This window comes from Rhodopseudomonas sp. G2_2311 (assembly GCF_047501505.1).
Lineage (GTDB): Bacteria > Pseudomonadota > Alphaproteobacteria > Rhizobiales > Xanthobacteraceae > Rhodopseudomonas > Rhodopseudomonas palustris_H.
On record NZ_JAZDRK010000014.1, the window covers coordinates 1 to 15,769 of the forward strand.

A 15,769-nucleotide genomic window follows, 5' to 3' on the forward strand; every position below is an offset into this window, starting at 1 on the left:
TGCGGGGAGGGTGGCCGGCCGTAAGGCCGGTCGGGTGGGGTAACCACACGCTCAGTGCTCGGAGCCCCCACCCCGGCCTCCGCTTCGCTCGGCCGCCCCTCCCCGCAAGGGGGAGGGGCACGGCGGCCGCTTCGCTCACATGGGAAGAAGTAACTACGCCACCGCGCCGAGGCACCAGGCCAGAATGCCCTTTTGGGCGTGCAGGCGGTTTTCGGCTTCGTCGAACACCACCGACTGCGGGCCGTCGATCACCTCGTCGGTGACCTCTTCGCCGCGATGCGCCGGCAGGCAGTGCATGAAGATCGCGTCCTTGTGGGCGAGCGACATCAGCTTGGCGTTGACCTGATAGGGCTTGAGCAAATTGTGGCGGTGCTCGCCGTCCTTGTCGCCCATCGACACCCAGGTGTCGGTGACGACGCAGTCGGCGCCGCGCACGGCCTCCTCCGGATCGGTGCCGATGGTGATCGCCGCGCCGCTCTGCTTGATCCAGTCGCGCAGCGCCTTGCTGGGCGACAGCTGCGGCGGAGTGGCGATGTTGAGCTTGAAGTCGAAGCGCTGCGCGGCGTGAGCGAACGACGCCAGCACGTTGTTGTCGTCGCCGGTCCAGGCGATGGTGCGCCCCTTGATCGGGCCGCGATGCTCCTCGAACGTCATCACGTCGGCCATCACCTGACACGGATGCGACTTGCGGGTCAGGCCGTTGATCACCGGCACGGTGGCGTTGGCGGCGAGCTCCAGCAGCGCCTCGTGATTGAGGATGCGGATCATGATGATGTCGACGAAGCGCGACAGCACCCGCGCGGTGTCGGCGATGGTTTCGCCGCGGCCGAGCTGCATCTCGGCACCGGTCAGCATGATCGACTCGCCGCCGAGCTGGCGCATGCCGACGTCGAACGACACCCGCGTCCGGGTCGACGGCTTGTCGAAGATCATCGCCAGCGTCTTGCCGGCGAGCGGCTTGTCGGCAACGGCGTTCGCCTTGCGCTTCGCCTTCATGGCGACCGCAGCGGCCAGCATGTTGCGGAGCTCGGAGGTCGGCAGTTCGGTCAGATCGAGGAAGTGCCGCGGCGTGTTGCTGGAGCTGCTCATCACACCGCCTCCTTCTGCGCCGCCTGCCCGGCAAGCGTGATGCAGGCGCGCTCCAGTCGCCCGATCGCGTCATCAAGCTCGGCCTCGCTGACGATCAGCGGCGGCAGCAGTCGCACGACGTTGTCGCCGGCGCCGACGGTGAGCAGCTTCTCGGCCCGCAGCGCCGCGATCAGCTCCGGCGATGGCACCACCGCCTTGAGGCCGAGCAGCAAGCCTTCGCCGCGGATTTCGCTGACGACGCGCGGATGCCGATCGACGACACCGGCAAGCTTCTGTTTCAGCAGCAGCGACATCTTCTTGACGTGGTCGAAGAAGCCCGGCTGCAGCATGATGTCGAGCACAGCGTTAGCGGCCGCGACGGCCAGCGGATTGCCGCCGAAGGTCGAGCCGTGTGCGCCTGGCGCCATGCCCTTCGCGGCTTCCGCGGTCGACAGGCAGGCGCCGATCGGAAAGCCGCCGCCGAGCGCCTTGGCCAGCGACATCAAATCCGGCGCGACGCCGACCCGCTTATAGGCGAACAGTTCGCCGGTGCGGCCCATGCCGGTCTGGACTTCGTCGAAGATCAGCAGCAGGCCGTGCGCGTCGCACAGCTCCCGCAGGCCGCGGAAGAACGCCAGCTCCGGCGAGCGCACGCCGCCCTCGCCCTGCAGCGGCTCGATCAGGATCGCGGCGGTGGTCGGACCGATCGCGGCCTTCACCGCATCGAGGTCACCGAGCGGCAACTGATCGAAACCGTCGAGCGGCTTGCCGTAGCCTTCCAGGTACTTTGCCGCGCCGGTGGCGGCGAGCGTGCCGAGCGTGCGGCCGTGGAACGCGCCCTCGAAAGTAATCACCCGGGTGCGCTCGGGCTCGCCCTTGGAGAAGTGATAGTGCCGCGCCATCTTCAGCGCGCACTCGACCGCTTCAGCACCCGAATTGCAGAAGAACACCTTGTCGGCAAAGCTCTGTTCACACAGCCGCGCCGCCAGCTTCTCGCCGTCGGGGCTCTTGAACAGGTTGGACATGTGCCACAGTTTGGTCGCCTGCTGCTGCAAGGCTTCGACCAGATGCGGATGGCAATGGCCGAGCGCGTTGACGGCGACGCCGCTGGTGAAGTCGAGGTAGCGCTCGCCATCAGTTCCGTGCAGCCAGACACCTTCGCCGCGCTCGAACGCGACATCCGCTCTGGCGAAAACCGGGAGGAGATGGGACGTTGAAGCGCTCTGAGACATGGCCGATCCGATCGGAAAATAGCGGGCCGCCGGCCGGCCGCGTCACGCGCATGACACGAACGCAGTCTGGGACAACGTACCCCGGAAACGAAACGTGCCGCCTTTCCAGGCGGCACGTGGGATTATTCTAGAAGCGTCGAACTCACTGTCAACACGGAGCTTCGACGAAGTGCTGCCAGAAAGCAGCACTCGCGCTGTTTGTTGTGGCTTCGCGGACTCACTCACAGGAGAAGGTGTGGACGCACCGGGTCGGACTCTTGCGCGCGAGTCACGGCATATTGTAGCCTTTTGACTGTCGGGTACGACATCTCGTGCGCGGTTTGTAATCCATTTCGAGTTCTCGGATGAGGCGTAACGCCGGGGCGGCAAGGGTCGTCCGGCGAGCGCTAAGGGATTCTGACAGCTGAGATTTTGACGACCTCACAGCCGCGGTTCCGCGCCGCCCTTCGGCGCCCGCGGCAGGAAGGGATAGAACTATGACGGCATTGACCTGGACCGACGAGCGCGTCGAGCAGTTGAAGAAATTGTGGGAGGGCGGGCTGTCGGCGAGTCAAATTGCCGCCGAGCTTGGCAACGTCACCCGCAATGCCGTGATCGGCAAGGTCCACCGCCTCGGCCTGTCGGGCCGGGCCAAGAGCCCCACGTCGGCAGCGCCGCGGCCGCGCAAGGCGCGCCCGGTGCAGCAGATGATGAGGGTGACCCGCCCGGTGGCGCGCGGCAACACCGCGCTGGCGCACGCTTTCGAAGTGGAAGCCGAGCCCGATCCGATCGCCTTCGACAACGTGGTTCCGATGAACCAGCGCCTGTCGCTGCTGGAACTCAACGAAGCCACCTGCCACTGGCCGGTCGGCGATCCGTCGAGCCCGGAATTCTTCTTCTGCGGCGGCAAGTCGCTGCCGGGCCTGCCCTACTGCGCGCATCACTCGCGCATCGCCTATCAGCCGGTCGGCGATCGCCGCCGCGCAGCTCCCAAGACCACGCGCTAGACTGACGCCGCCTGCCCGAGGCCGCGGCAAACCGCGCGTGCAGCGCAGGGCTGCGCCATACCTCCAAACTGTCATCGCCCGCAAAAGCGGGCGACCCAGTATTCCAGAGCGTCGGTTACTTCCCCCCACTCACTGCAGTACTGGATCCTCCGCCTTCGCGGAGGATGACGCTGCTATGTTGGGCTGAGGCCGCGGCTGAACGATTGCAAAAGCGATAGAGTCGACAAACGCCGCCATCGCGTCGTTCCCACGTGTCGCTAAATCACGCTCGCGGTCATCGTGATTTGAAACGAGTGTCTTGGTGGGCACGCTTCGCTTTGCCCACCCGACGTCGCAAACCTGCTAACAACTACGACGGGCTGCCTTCGACCTTGGCGAAGCGGTCGTCGAGGGCGTAGCCGGCGCCGCGAACGGTGCGGATCGGGTCCTGCTCGCGGCCGATATTGAGCAGCTTGCGCAGACGGCCGATATGCACGTCGACGGTGCGCTCATCGATATAGATATCGCGGCCCCAGACGCCGTCGAGCAGCTGCTCGCGGCTGAACACCCGGCCCGGGTGCTCCAGGAAGAATTCGAGCAGGCGATACTCGGTCGGGCCGAGATCGATCGGCCGACCGGACCGCGCCACCCGGCGCTTGTCGCGATCGAGCTCGAGATCACCATACGCCAGCACGGTAGCGAGCCGCTCCGGCGCCGCGCGGCGCAGCAAGCCCTTCACCCGCGCCAGCAGCTCCGGCACCGAGAACGGCTTGACGATGTAATCGTCCGCCCCGGTGGCGAGCCCGCGGACGCGCTCGCTTTCCTCGCCGCGCGCGGTGAGCATGATGATCGGCAGTTGCTTGGTGTCGCTGCGCGCCCGCAGGCGGCGGCACAGTTCGATGCCGGACAGGCCCGGCAGCATCCAGTCCAGCACCACCAGATCCGGAATCCGCTCCTTCATCCGGGTGTCGGCGTCGTCGCCGCGCGCCACCGTCTCGACCTCGTAACCTTCGGATTCCAGATTGTATCGCAGCAGCGTCGTCAGCGCTTCCTCGTCTTCAACTACCAGAATGCGCGCAGCCATCGTCGTCCTCGTCTCAGTGTCGTCTCGATCCGTCCCATGGCGCCGGCCCGGCGGGCCGGCCGCCAGAGCAGCGTCAGTTGCCGGGCGTCGCGTTGGCGAACGTGGTCATGTCGCCCTTCGGACGCTTGTCCATGATCTGCTGGCCCTCGATCATGTAGAACACCGTCTCGGCGATGTTGGTCGCATGATCGCCGATCCGCTCGATGTTCTTGGCGCAGAACATCAGGTGGATGCAGAACGAGATGTTGCGCGGATCTTCCATCATGTAGGTGAGCAGCTCGCGGAACAGCGAGGTGCAGATCGCGTCGACTTCCTCGTCGCCGTTCCACACCACCATCGCGGCCGGCAGATCGTGCGCCGTGTAGGCATCGAGCACGGCCTTGACCTGCGACTGCACCAGATCGGTCATGTGTTCGAGGCCGCGGATCAGCTTCAACGGATGGAAGTCGTTGTCGATCGCGTTGACGCGCTTGGCGATGTTCTTCGACAGATCGCCGATCCGCTCGAGATCGGTGGCGACGCGCATCGCGCCGACGATTTCGCGCAGGTCGATCGCCATCGGCTGACGCCGCGCGATGGTCAGCACCGCGCGCTCTTCGATACTCCGCTGCATCTGGTCGATCTCGGCGTCGGCCGCGACCACGCGCGAGGCCAGCGCGACGTCTCGCCGGATCAGCGCATCGACCGAGTCGACGATCTGGCGCTCGGCCAATCCGCCCATCTCCGCAACCAGCCGGGTCAGATCCTGCAGATCGCCGTCGAACGCCTTGGTGGTATGTTCGAATCCCATATCCGTGCTCCTCGCCCGCCGCGTCAGCCGAACCGGCCGGTGATGTAGTCCTGGGTGCGCCGATCGCTCGGCGAGGTGAAGATCTTGTTGGTCGGGCCGAACTCGATCAGCTCGCCGAGATACATGAAGGCAGTCGACTCCGACACGCGCGCCGCCTGCTGCATGTTATGGGTCACGATCGCGATCGTGTATTGTTCCTTCAGCTCGTCGATCAGCTCTTCGATCTTGGCGGTGGAGATCGGGTCGAGCGCCGAGCACGGCTCGTCGAACAGGATCACTTCCGGCCGCACCGCGATGGTGCGGGCAATGCACAGCCGCTGCTGCTGACCGCCCGACAGGCTGAGGCCGGAAGCGTTGAGCTTGTCTTTGACTTCGTTCCACAGCGCCGCGCCGCGCAGCGCCTTCTCGACACGTCCGTCCATCTCGGACTTTGAGATCTTCTCGTACAGCCGGACGCCGAACGCGATGTTCTCATAGATCGTCATCGGGAACGGCGTCGGCTTCTGGAACACCATGCCGACCCGCGCGCGCAGCAGGTTGAGGTCGAGCTTGGGGTCGAGGATGTTGGTGTTGTCGAGCAGCACCTGCCCCTCGGCGCGCTGCCCCGGATACAGATCATACATCCGGTTGAAGATGCGCAGCAGGGTCGACTTGCCGCAGCCCGACGGACCGATGAACGCGGTGACGCGGTTGGTGGCGAGCGCCAGATTGATGTGCTTCAGGGCGTGGTTCTGACCGTAGTAGAAATTGAGGTCGCGCACGGTCACCTTGGCCGGGCCGTCCGGCTGGGCGCCGATCGGCGGCATCGCGGACGGAACGCTGGTGGCGATCGAGATCTCGGTCATTTCGTGGTCCTCTCGGCGCCGATGATGCGCGCGCCAATGTTCAGGGCAAGCACGGTCAGGGTGATCAGCAGCGCGCCGGTCCAGGCGAGTTGCTTCCAGTAAGCGTAGGGGCTCTGGACGAAGTTGTTGATGGTCACCGGCAGGTTGGCCATCGTCTTGGTCAGATCCAGGCTGAAGAACTGGTTGCTGAGCGCGGTGAACAGCAGCGGCGCGGTCTCGCCGGCGACGCGCGCGGTCGCCAACAGGATGCCGGTGATCAGGCCGGCGCGGGCGGCGCGATAGGCGATCCGGCGGATCACCAGCGAGCGCGGCAGGCCGAGCGCCGAGGCGGCTTCGCGCAGCGAACTCGGCACCAGCAGCAGCATGTCTTCGGTGGTGCGCACCACCACCGGGATCACGATCACCGCCAGCGCCAGCGCGCCGGCGAGCGCCGAGAACCGGCCCATCGTCACCACCACCGCGCCGTAGATGAACAGGCCGATGATGATCGAGGGGGCGCTGAGCAGGATGTCGTTGATGAAGCGGATCACCGAGGTGAGCTTGTCGTACTTGCCGTATTCGGCCAGATACGTACCGGCGAACAGCCCGAGCGGCGCGCCGATTCCGACGCCCAGAATGGTCATCAGCACCGAGCCGACGATCGCGTTCAGAAGACCGCCCTCGCTTGAGCCGGGCGGCGGCGTGTTCTGGGTGAACACTTCGAGATTGAGGCCGGCAAGGCCATTCCAGAACAGCGTGAACAGGATCAGCGCCAGCCAGGTGACGCCGAACAGCGCCGCCCCCGAACACAGCACCTTGATCACAAGGTCGTTGCGGTGACGCCGCTTGTAGATCGGGTTGTCGAGATGGATCGGCGACATCTTACTTGCCCGCCTTCAGTTCGAGCCGCAGCAGCAGCAGCCGGGCGGCCGCCAGCACCAGGAAGGTCAGAATGAACAGCAGCAGGCCGAGCAGGATCAGGCCGGACTGGTGCAGGCCGTCGCTCTCGGCAAACTCGGAGGCGATCGCCGCCGAGATCGTGGTGCCGGGCGCGAAGATCGAGCCGGAGATCCGGAACGAGTTGCCGATGATGAAGGTCACCGCCATGGTTTCGCCGAGCGCACGGCCGAGCGCCAGCATCACGCCGCCGATCACGCCGACCCGGGTGTAGGGGATCACGACGCTGCGGACGACTTCCCAGGTGGTGCAGCCGACGCCGTAGGCGGCTTCCTTCAGCACCGGCGGCACGGTCTTGAACACGTCGACCGAGATCGCGGTGATGAACGGCAGCACCATGATGGCGAGGATCAGCGAGGCGTTGAACAGGCTGAGATAAGACGGCGGACCGGCGAAGATATCGCCGAGCACCGGCACGCCTTCGAACAGCGCGATCATCGCCGGCTGGAAGTGATAGGCCAGGAACGGGCCGAGTACGAAGAAGCCCCACATGCCGTAGATGATCGACGGAATGCCGGCGAGCAGCTCGATGGCGAGGCCGATCGGGCGGCGCAGCCACATCGGGCAAAGCTCGGTCAGGAAGATCGCGATGCCGAGGCCGACCGGGATCGCGATCATCATCGCGATCAGCGACGTCACCAGCGTGCCGTAGATCGGGCCGAGCGCGCCGAGGACAGGCGGATCGTTGGCCGGCGCCCAGCGCGAGGTGGTGAGGAACGAGAGACCGAATTCGCGGATCGCCGGCAAGGCACCGACGATCAGCGAGATGATGATGCCGCCGAGGATCAGCAGCACCGAAATCGCGCAGGCGCGCGTCGTCCAGTAGAAGGTCTTGTCGCCGAGCTTGAAGGCACTCAGGGCCTTGGCCCGGTCGTAAGGTCCGGCAGCCGTCTGCAACCCGGTCGTCTCAACCGCCATGTCCGCCACGCTAACTCTCCTCATGCCTACTGCAGGGCCGAAACCGCGCCTCGCGGCTGGAGATCTGAATTGAAAACCGGATGCGCGATCGAGGGTCGCGCCAGCACCGACTGCGGTGCAAAGCCGGAGCCCGAGTCTATGACGCCTCGGGGTCCGCCGTTCGCGTGAACGTCGTGCTGCGACCCGGACGGAGCCGGATCGCAGCCAGACGCCAGACTATCAGCTCTTGATGTCCGAGGCCCAGGTCTTCTCGATCAGCTTGACGACCGGTTCCGGCATCGGGATATAGTCGAGTTCTTCGGCAGCCTTGGCGCCCTTCTCGAACGCCCACTTGAAGAACTTGACGGCTTCGGCGGACGCCGCCTTATCGACCGGCTCCTTGTGCATCAGGATGAAGGTCGCGGCGGTGATCGGCCACGAGGCTTCGCCCGGCTGGTTGGTCAGGATCAGGTAGTAGCCCGGAGCCTTGGCCCAGTCGGCGTTCGACGCCGCAGCCTGGAAGGCCGCGATGGTCGGCTGCACGGTCTTGCCGGCGCTGTTCACCAGGCCGGTGTAGGTCAGCTTGTTCTGCTTGGCGTAGGCGTATTCGACGTAACCGATCGAATTCTTGGTCTGACCGACGTTGCCGGCAACGCCTTCGTTGCCCTTGGCGCCGACGCCGACCGGCCACTCGACCGCGGTGCCCGAACCAACCTTGGTCTTCCAGTCAGCGCTGACCTTGGAGAGGTAGTCGGTGAAGTTGAAGGTGGTGCCCGAACCGTCGGAGCGGCGAACCACGGTGATCGCGTCGCTCGGCAGGCTGACCTTCGGGTTCAGCTTCTTGATCGCCGGGTCGTCCCACTTGGTGATCTTGCCGATGTAGATGTTGGCCAGGGTCTCGCCGTCGAGCACCATCTCACCCGGCTTCACGCCTTCGAGATTCACGACCGGCACGATGGCGCCCATCACCATCGGCCACTGCACCAGGCCTTCCTTGTCGAGCTGTTCCGGCTTCAGCGGCGCGTCGGTGGCACCGAAGGTCACGGTCTTGGCAATGATCTGCTTGATGCCGGCGCCCGAACCGATCGACTGATAGTTCAGACCGTTGCCGGTTTCCTTCTTATAGGCATCGGCCCACTTCGAGTAGACGGGGTACGGGAAGGTGGCGCCAGCGCCGGTGATGTCGGCGGCGAAGGCCGAGGTCGACGCCGCAACCAGACCGGCCGCGACGATTGCCTTGATGAAATTCATGGGGAAGGTCTCCATCTGTAAGCGAAGCGCTCCGCGCGCCCGACTGCGCTTACCCCGCCCGTCTACGAGCGGTCGGTTGACCTTTTATGAGGGTTTGATGACAGTCATGTGACTGCACTAAGCACCTGAAATCGAATGATTATTCGACTCAGACCTGGGGCTTTCCCTGAGGGAAACAGACGGTAAAAGTCGCGCCCTTCTTCAGCACGCTTTCGATCAAAAGACGGCCGCGGTGACGGTTAACAATATGTTTCACCAGCGATAATCCTAACCCGGTACCACCTTGAGAGCGGCTGTCGCCGACGTCCACCCGGTAGAACCGTTCAGTCAGTCGCGGCAGATGCTCGGGCGGGATACCAGGGCCGAAATCGCGCACCAACGCGCGATACTCCGGCACGCCGTCGCCCGACACGGCAGCCACCACCGAGACCACCACCCGACCGCCCGAAGCGCCATACTTCAGCGCGTTCTCGATCAGGTTTTCGAACACCCGCAGCAGCTCTTCACGATCGCCCGCAATCGTCGCGGCGTCCTCCGGCAGCTCCAGCTCGATCACCACCTGGCGTTCCTTGGCCAGCGGTTCGAGGCCGTCGGTGACCTGCTTGATCAGCGGCTTCAGGTCGATCATCGCATCGGGACGAACATGCGCACTGAGCTCGACCCGCGACAGCGACAGCAGGTCGTCAATCAGCCGCGCCATCCGGGTCGCCTGAGCGTGCATGATGCCGAGGAAACGCTCGCGCGCTTTCGGATCGTCGCGGGCCTGTCCCTGCAGCGTATCGATGAAGCCGGACAAGGCCGCGAGCGGCGTGCGCAGCTCGTGGCTGGCATTGGCGACGAAGTCGGCACGCATCTCCTCGACCCGGCGCAGCGGCGTCAGGTCGTGGAACGTCATCAGCATGCATTGATCGGTGCCGCCGAACGCGGTCGGCACCTGCACCGGCGCGATGATCAGTTCGAGCCAGCGTTCGATCGAGCCGTGATCGAGATAGGTGGCGCGGCGCGGCTCCGAGGTCGCAATCGCCTCGCGCAGCGCGGTGACGATCTCGGGGCTGCGCAGCGCGAACTGCGCCAGCTCCCGCACCCGCAGGGCCGGCGCGAGCTGCGCCGCAGCGGCGTTGAGATGAATGACGCGGCCGGCACGATCGAGCAGCACCGCCGGATCGGGCATGCCGCCGACGATGGCGCGCACCACCGGCATTTCCACCGGGCTGACGCCGAACGCATCGTCGAGCGCGGTGGAGCTGTCATGCAGCCGCCACGGCACCAACGCGGCGGCGACCAGGCAGGCGAACGCCGCGAGCGCCGGACCGATCGCAAGCTGGGCGAACAGCACCAAGGCGGTGAGCGCGAGCGCGCCGGCGATCAGGATGATTGCGGCGTGGCGAAGCCGATCGGACCAATGCGTCAGCAGCGATGTCGAGGATGGCGTCGGCGGAGCGAGCACGAGTTCGCGGACCGGGCGGGCTTGCTCGTCGGGCGCGGGTGCGGTGGTCATGGCTCAACCTGGTGAGGGATCTCCGCGCACCGGTTCCGGCTTCAGCGCTTCGGCCAGCGGACGAACCCGCTTCAGCCGCGCACCGAGCACGATCTCCCGGACCGCAAGCACGACGACCGATATCACGAACGGCACGATGTAGTACAGCAGGCGGAACAGCAGCATGCCGGCGAGCAGCTCTTCCTTGTCCATCTGCCACAGCCCGACCAGCATCGCGGCGTCGAACACGCCGAGCCCACCGGGCGAATGGCTGGCGAAACCAAGCAGCGTCGCCGACACGAAGATCACCGCGACCACGACGAATCCGACATTGGGCTCGTCGGGCGTCAGCACGTACATCGCGAGCGCGCAGAAGCCGAGATCGACGATGCCGATCGCGATCTGCAGCAGCGTCAGCTTGCCGCCCGGCAGCGTCACCGTCCAACTGCCGCGCCCAACGCAGCGCGGCTTGAATGACACCCACGCGACATAGACCATCAAGCCGGCAAGGATCAGCAGCGCCAGCACGCGGTTGACCGCCGGCGGCAACAGATCGACCGCAGACGCCGCCTCGGGATGATAGGCGACGCCGAGTCCGAGCACCGCGGCGTTGCCGAGCCAGAACGTCAGGCCGGCAAGGAAACACACCTTGGCGACGTCGATCGCGTCGAGCCCCCAGGCCGAGTAGATCCGGTAGCGCACCGCGCCGCCGGTCAGGGCGCTGGCGCCGACATTGTGGCCGATCGAATAGCTGGTGAAGGCGGCGAGTGCGTTGACCCGGTAAGGCACGTCGTCGCGGCCGATCGCATGAACGGCGAACAGATCGTAGAACGTCAGGGTGAAATAGCCGGCGGCGACGAACAAGGCAGCGAGCGCGATCGAGGTCGGCTCGGTCTGACCCATCGCGTCGAGCACGCGGTCGTGGTCGATGCCGCGCAGGATGTGGTACAGAACGTAGCAAGCGGCCGCGATGACCGCGATGCTGACCGCAACACCGAGTTTGTGAAGGATTTGCTTCTCGCGCAGAACTTCGATCGTTCTGCGTATTGCGATCCGCATCGAGACCTCGAATCCCCTTCGCCCGCGTTCTACCCCTGGTGTCCCGGCCCTGTCGCCGTGTTTCGGCCGGCCGCACATCGTTGGTAGCGTGTTTTCCAGCCAAGTGGAATTCGGTCAACGCCGCAGGACGGTGCGCGACGCTTCAAATCCGCTTCAGCCGGCCGGCTGCGCTTCGCATTCTTGGGACTTCGTTGCAGCGCGGGACCTATCGTCGCAGCGCTCGGTCGATCACGGCCGAAAGCTGTCGTCAGGGCCGCTGCGATTGCCGCGCGACCACCCAGTAGCGGAGCCATGAACCGATGGCACACCCGATCAGATAGGCGGCCAGCATGGCGAGGAAAAGGTCGAGCCAGTAGCCGGCCCGGCCGGGAACCAGACGGGCGAGCGACAGCCCGACCAGCACGGCTGCGACGCCGGCGATACCGAGCCCGGCATTGCGCGAGAAGCTCGGACCGCGATGCACCACCGAGATCCAGCCCACCGCGAAGCCGAGCAGCAGCGAACCGACCAGCCAGCCCCAGAAGAAATCCGCCAAAGCCACCATGCGTCACCTGACCACGAAATCGATCCGGCGATTCTTCGCCTTGCCAGCGTCGGTGTCGTTGCCGGCGACCGGGATCTTGCTGCCGTAGCCGAATGCCTGGAGACGCTCCGGCGACAGGCCGGCCCGCACCATATAGTCAACCACCTCGCGGGCGCGCTTTTCCGACAACGACTGGTTGAACGCGGGGTCGCCGTCGCTGTCGGTGTGGCCGGCGATTTCGATCTTGGCGTTCGGGCAGCGCATCGCGGTCTCGATCAGCCGGTCGAGCAGCGCGGCGGAATCCTTGTCGATTTTGGCGCTGGCGGATTCGAACTGAATAGTGGCCTTGGCCAGCAGCCCGTTGAACAATTGCTGGCACACCGACGCATCGACCGGCGCGGCGGCCGGTTTGACCGACAGATCGGCCTTCACGGTCCAGCCCTGCGGCAGCTCCTTGTTCAGACCGCCGCGGATCTGATTGGCGGCGACCTCGTAAAGGGCGTCGCCGGACAAATGAACCTCACGGTCTGACAGTACCAGAGTGCCGGTCGACAGCCGCGACAGCGCGCCGAGCGCCGGCGTTGCGGCTTCGAGGAAGCCCTTCGGGGCGCCGACGCTTGCCTTGAGGTTGTCGACCACCTTTTCGCTGAAGAACTTGCGGCCAGTGGCCGCGGCCAGCGCCGCATGGACATTATTGTCCGGCACGTAGCCATCGAGCGTGACCTGCCCGGCGACCGGGTCCTTGTAGGCCCGGAACACGTAAGGCGGCGCCTCGATGTCGTTCTCGCCAACGGTGTAGCCGTCGGGAAGGCTGCGCAGCGCCGCGGCGATCGATTCACGGCCGCCGAGATCCTTGGCCATGCCCTTCAGCGCAACCTGGGTGCCGGTGAGGGTGATCTTGCCCTGCTTCAACTTGGCGATCTGGTCGATCAGCAGCATCGCGGCGGCGTCGAACCGTTGCGGGGCGCCGCGCGCCAGCGCCATCCGGTCGACCACCTCGGTGCCGTTCACCGCCGCCCGCGCGCCATCGGCCAGCCGGGTGCGGCTCGCCGGCAGCGGTGCGCTGCCGGTCAGGGTCACGCGGACGACATCGCGCTCAATTGACCAGACATAAGGAGAGGCTTCCGGTACCAGCTTGGTCCGGTCGTTCACCAAACGGAGGCCCGGCACTGCCTCGACCGCGGACACCGCGGCGCGGCGCCCTTCTTCGGAGAACGCCTCGGCGGTCAGCGTGATGTCGCGACCCGCAGCGGTGATCTTCGTTTTGTCGAGGACGGTGTCCTTGAGCGCAGCCGTGGCGCGAGCGCCAAGATCGGCTTCCACGGCCGGCATCGTCGTCCAAGCGGCGATAGCCCAGAGGATAACCAACGGAATGGCGCCGGGCCACCATTTACCGCTGGAGCTGTAGAGTCCGCGCATTCCGCTTCCCGTGGATCAGAAGCAGAGAGAAATCAAACCGTTGGAGGGCTGTCAAACGCAATTCAAGGAAACAGCAACCAAAGTTGCGCTTCCCATAACCGTTTCTTCAACCGTCGGCGCCTAGCATCGTGCAGAAATTGAGCGGCCGCTATTCGATGAAGCACTTTCGCCACAATATTATCCGCGCCGGGCTCGAAGCCCTTTATTACACCGGCGCGCATCGGGTGCTGCGCCCGATCTTTTCCGGAATCGGCACGGTTTTCATGCTGCACAACGTGCGGCCGGCCCGCGACGATTCGTTTCAGCCCAATCGCCACCTCGAGGTCACGCCGGACTTCCTCCGCGCCACGCTGCGCCATCTGCGCGAGCTCGGAATCGATCTGGTGCCGATGGACGAGTTGCACCGACGGCTGCGTGCGCGCGACTTCAGCCGGCGTTTCGCCTGCATTACGCTGGATGACGGCTATCGCGACAACCGCGATTTCGCCCTGCCGGTGTTCGAAGAGTTCGGCGCACCGTTCACCGTTTTCGTCACTAGCGACTTCGCCGAAGGCACCGGCCGGCTGTGGTGGGTGACGCTGGAACGGCTGATCGCCGCCCAGAGCCGGATCGATGTGTCGATCGACGGCCAGGAGCTGCGTCTCGACACTACGACGCCCGAGGCCAAGCAGGCGGCATTCGACCGGCTGCACGATCTGTTGCGCAGCCTGCCGAACGGCGGCGATCTCGATGCCGCGATGACCACGCTGTCCCTGCGTTACGGGATCGACGAAACCGCCGCGGCGCGCGAACTGTGCCTGCCGTGGAACGAACTGCGCAGCTTCGCCGCGCACCCGCTGGTGACGATCGGCGCGCACGGCATCACCCATTGCATGCTGCGCCGGCAGACCGAGCTGGTCGCCGCGCATGAACTCACCGGCAGCCGCGCCCGCATCCAGGACGAGCTGCAACAGGCAGTCGACCACCTCGCCTATCCGTATGGCGACAGGGCGTCTGCCGGTCCGCGCGAATTCGCGATCGCGCAGGCGGTCGGCTACAAGACTGCGGTGACCACGCGCCCCGGCATGATGTTCGCCGAGTGCGCCGATCACCTCACCGCGCTGCCGCGGATCTCACTGAACGGTCACTACCAGGACCACCGGCTATTGCCGGTGCTGACTTCCGGGGCCGCGACCGCAATGTGGAACGGCTTCCGCCGCGTCGCTGCGGCGTGATTTCTTGACTCACCTCCCTGGCCGCCTCAAACAGGCGGCCAAAGCCCCGAGGGAGATGTCATGTTCAAGGATCTGTTTTCGCTGCAAGGCCGCGTCGCTCTGGTGACCGGCGGCTCGCGCGGCATCGGCAAGATGATCGCGGCCGGCTTTCTCGCCTACGGCGCGACGCGCGTTTACATCACCGCGCGCAAGGCCGCAGCGTGTCAGGCCACCGCCGATGAACTCACCGAAATGTATCCCGGCGAATGCGTTGCGCTGCCGATCGACATCTCGACCATGGCGGGCATCGACATGCTGGCCGCCGAGATCAAGCGCCGCGAGAGCTCGCTCGACATCCTGGTCAACAACGCCGGCGCCGCCTGGGCGGCCGACTTCGACGAATTCCCGGAGAGCGGCTGGGACAAGGTGATGGACCTCAACGTCAAGACGCCGTTCTTCCTGACTAAGGCGCTGGCCCCGCTGCTGCGCGCCGCCGCGAGCGCCGAACAGCCCGGCAAGGTGATCAACATCGCCTCGATCGACGGCATCTTCGTCAATCCGCTCGAGACCTATCCCTACGCGGCGTCGAAGGCCGGCCTGATCCACCTCACCCGCCGGCTGGCGGTGCGGCTGATCAAGGACCACATCGTCGTCACTGCGATCGCCCCGGGTCCGTTCGCCTCCGACATGAACAAGGCGGCGCGCGACGAGTCCGATGCGGTCGCCAAGCGCGTCCCGGCGGGCCGGATCGGCACCGACGAGGACATGGCCGGCACCGCCGTGTTCCTCGCCTCCCGCGCCGGCGACTACGTGGTCGGCTCGACCGTGACGGTCGACGGCGGCGTCGCCTTCGCCAACCCGGGCATCAAGGGCGACGGCTGGGCGTAACGCCGCCGCGCTTCGGTCTCCCGCTCGAAGCGCCAGAGCCCACCTCTCCGGTCAAAAGTGCTCCACCGCGACGCCCGCGCCCGACAGCGCGCGGGCTGCGGTTTTGCGTCCCACCTGACGAAATTTGCCTTGAATTATAGTG

General features: G+C 65.7%; 15 protein-coding genes. 3 read left to right on the forward strand and 12 right to left on the reverse strand.

Features of this window, described 5'->3' with window-relative positions; genetic code table 11:
* Positions 1–153 precede the first annotated feature (153 nt).
* Positions 154–1,089 carry an ornithine carbamoyltransferase gene (argF, locus tag VRZ08_RS17335; protein WP_264074930.1) on the reverse strand — a complete coding sequence of 312 codons (936 nt, stop codon included), beginning with the start codon at positions 1,087–1,089 and terminating at the stop codon, positions 154–156.
* Positions 1,089–2,300, reverse strand: coding sequence for an aspartate aminotransferase family protein (locus tag VRZ08_RS17340; RefSeq protein ID WP_414533317.1), 1,212 nt, complete (start codon positions 2,298–2,300; stop codon positions 1,089–1,091). Before VRZ08_RS17340 ends, argF begins: the two co-directional genes overlap by 1 nt.
* Positions 2,301–2,776: 476 nt before the next feature.
* On the opposite strand from VRZ08_RS17340, the gene VRZ08_RS17345 reads away from it, so the two are divergent.
* Entirely contained in the window at positions 2,777–3,286 is a 510-nt protein-coding gene (locus VRZ08_RS17345) for a GcrA family cell cycle regulator (RefSeq protein ID WP_012497883.1), read from the forward strand.
* Positions 3,287–3,635: 349 nt separating this feature from the next.
* Here VRZ08_RS17345 and phoB read toward each other — a convergent pair whose 3' ends face one another.
* From phoB to VRZ08_RS17395, 10 genes are all read right to left on the reverse strand, one after another.
* Entirely contained in the window at positions 3,636–4,349 is a 714-nt protein-coding gene (phoB, locus tag VRZ08_RS17350; RefSeq protein WP_263989992.1) for a phosphate regulon transcriptional regulator PhoB, read from the reverse strand.
* Positions 4,350–4,422: 73 nt separating this feature from the next.
* A complete protein-coding gene (phoU, locus tag VRZ08_RS17355; protein ID WP_264053702.1) occupies positions 4,423–5,139 on the reverse strand; it encodes a phosphate signaling complex protein PhoU in 717 nt (238 codons plus the stop codon).
* A 23-nt stretch (positions 5,140–5,162) separates the two neighbouring features.
* A complete protein-coding gene (pstB, locus tag VRZ08_RS17360) occupies positions 5,163–5,984 on the reverse strand; it encodes a phosphate ABC transporter ATP-binding protein PstB (protein ID WP_107357291.1) in 822 nt (273 codons plus the stop codon).
* A complete protein-coding gene (pstA, locus tag VRZ08_RS17365; protein WP_107357292.1) occupies positions 5,981–6,844 on the reverse strand; it encodes a phosphate ABC transporter permease PstA in 864 nt (287 codons plus the stop codon). Before pstA ends, pstB begins: the two co-directional genes overlap by 4 nt.
* 1 nt (position 6,845) lies before the next feature.
* Positions 6,846–7,847, reverse strand: coding sequence for a phosphate ABC transporter permease subunit PstC (pstC, locus tag VRZ08_RS17370; protein ID WP_107357293.1), 1,002 nt, complete (start codon positions 7,845–7,847; stop codon positions 6,846–6,848).
* A 210-nt stretch (positions 7,848–8,057) separates the two neighbouring features.
* Positions 8,058–9,068: a phosphate ABC transporter substrate-binding protein PstS gene (pstS, locus tag VRZ08_RS17375; RefSeq protein WP_107357294.1), complete on the reverse strand. Its 1,011-nt coding sequence runs from the start codon at positions 9,066–9,068 to the stop codon at positions 8,058–8,060.
* A 148-nt stretch (positions 9,069–9,216) separates the two neighbouring features.
* Complete coding sequence (locus VRZ08_RS17380; RefSeq protein ID WP_414533318.1) at positions 9,217–10,566, reverse strand: ATP-binding protein; 1,350 nt, start codon at positions 10,564–10,566, stop codon at positions 9,217–9,219.
* 3 nt (positions 10,567–10,569) lie between these two features.
* On the reverse strand, positions 10,570–11,604 hold the full coding sequence (locus tag VRZ08_RS17385) for a lysylphosphatidylglycerol synthase domain-containing protein (protein ID WP_164638286.1): 1,035 nt from the start codon (positions 11,602–11,604) through the stop codon (positions 10,570–10,572).
* A gap of 247 nt (positions 11,605–11,851) precedes the next feature.
* On the reverse strand, positions 11,852–12,148 hold the full coding sequence (locus tag VRZ08_RS17390) for a hypothetical protein (protein WP_107346314.1): 297 nt from the start codon (positions 12,146–12,148) through the stop codon (positions 11,852–11,854).
* Positions 12,149–12,151: 3 nt separating this feature from the next.
* Entirely contained in the window at positions 12,152–13,546 is a 1,395-nt protein-coding gene (locus VRZ08_RS17395) for an OmpA family protein (protein ID WP_414533319.1), read from the reverse strand.
* A 155-nt stretch (positions 13,547–13,701) separates the two neighbouring features.
* Here VRZ08_RS17395 and VRZ08_RS17400 point away from each other — a divergent pair, with 155 nt between their 5' ends.
* Positions 13,702–14,760 carry a polysaccharide deacetylase family protein gene (locus VRZ08_RS17400; RefSeq protein WP_414533380.1) on the forward strand — a complete coding sequence of 353 codons (1,059 nt, stop codon included), beginning with the start codon at positions 13,702–13,704 and terminating at the stop codon, positions 14,758–14,760.
* Positions 14,761–14,820: 60 nt separating this feature from the next.
* A complete protein-coding gene (locus VRZ08_RS17405; protein WP_011160318.1) occupies positions 14,821–15,627 on the forward strand; it encodes an SDR family oxidoreductase in 807 nt (268 codons plus the stop codon).
* Positions 15,628–15,769 lie beyond the last annotated feature (142 nt).

Bases quoted from the DNA above. Each gene is read 5' to 3' on its own strand.
- argF (WP_264074930.1), bottom strand. From the start codon at position 1,089: ATGAGCAGCTCCAGCAACACGCCGCGGCACTTCCTCGATCTGACCGAA.
- VRZ08_RS17340 (WP_414533317.1), bottom strand. From the start codon at position 2,300: ATGTCTCAGAGCGCTTCAACGTCCCATCTCCTCCCGGTTTTCGCCAGA.
- VRZ08_RS17345 (WP_012497883.1), top strand. From the start codon at position 2,777: ATGACGGCATTGACCTGGACCGACGAGCGCGTCGAGCAGTTGAAGAAA.
- phoB (WP_263989992.1), bottom strand. From the start codon at position 4,349: ATGGCTGCGCGCATTCTGGTAGTTGAAGACGAGGAAGCGCTGACGACG.
- phoU (WP_264053702.1), bottom strand. From the start codon at position 5,139: ATGGGATTCGAACATACCACCAAGGCGTTCGACGGCGATCTGCAGGAT.
- pstB (WP_107357291.1), bottom strand. From the start codon at position 5,984: ATGACCGAGATCTCGATCGCCACCAGCGTTCCGTCCGCGATGCCGCCG.
- pstA (WP_107357292.1), bottom strand. From the start codon at position 6,844: ATGTCGCCGATCCATCTCGACAACCCGATCTACAAGCGGCGTCACCGC.
- pstS (WP_107357294.1), bottom strand. From the start codon at position 9,068: ATGAATTTCATCAAGGCAATCGTCGCGGCCGGTCTGGTTGCGGCGTCG.
- VRZ08_RS17380 (WP_414533318.1), bottom strand. From the start codon at position 10,566: ATGACCACCGCACCCGCGCCCGACGAGCAAGCCCGCCCGGTCCGCGAA.
- VRZ08_RS17385 (WP_164638286.1), bottom strand. From the start codon at position 11,604: ATGCGGATCGCAATACGCAGAACGATCGAAGTTCTGCGCGAGAAGCAA.
- VRZ08_RS17390 (WP_107346314.1), bottom strand. From the start codon at position 12,148: ATGGTGGCTTTGGCGGATTTCTTCTGGGGCTGGCTGGTCGGTTCGCTG.
- VRZ08_RS17395 (WP_414533319.1), bottom strand. From the start codon at position 13,546: ATGCGCGGACTCTACAGCTCCAGCGGTAAATGGTGGCCCGGCGCCATT.
- VRZ08_RS17400 (WP_414533380.1), top strand. From the start codon at position 13,702: ATGAAGCACTTTCGCCACAATATTATCCGCGCCGGGCTCGAAGCCCTT.
- VRZ08_RS17405 (WP_011160318.1), top strand. From the start codon at position 14,821: ATGTTCAAGGATCTGTTTTCGCTGCAAGGCCGCGTCGCTCTGGTGACC.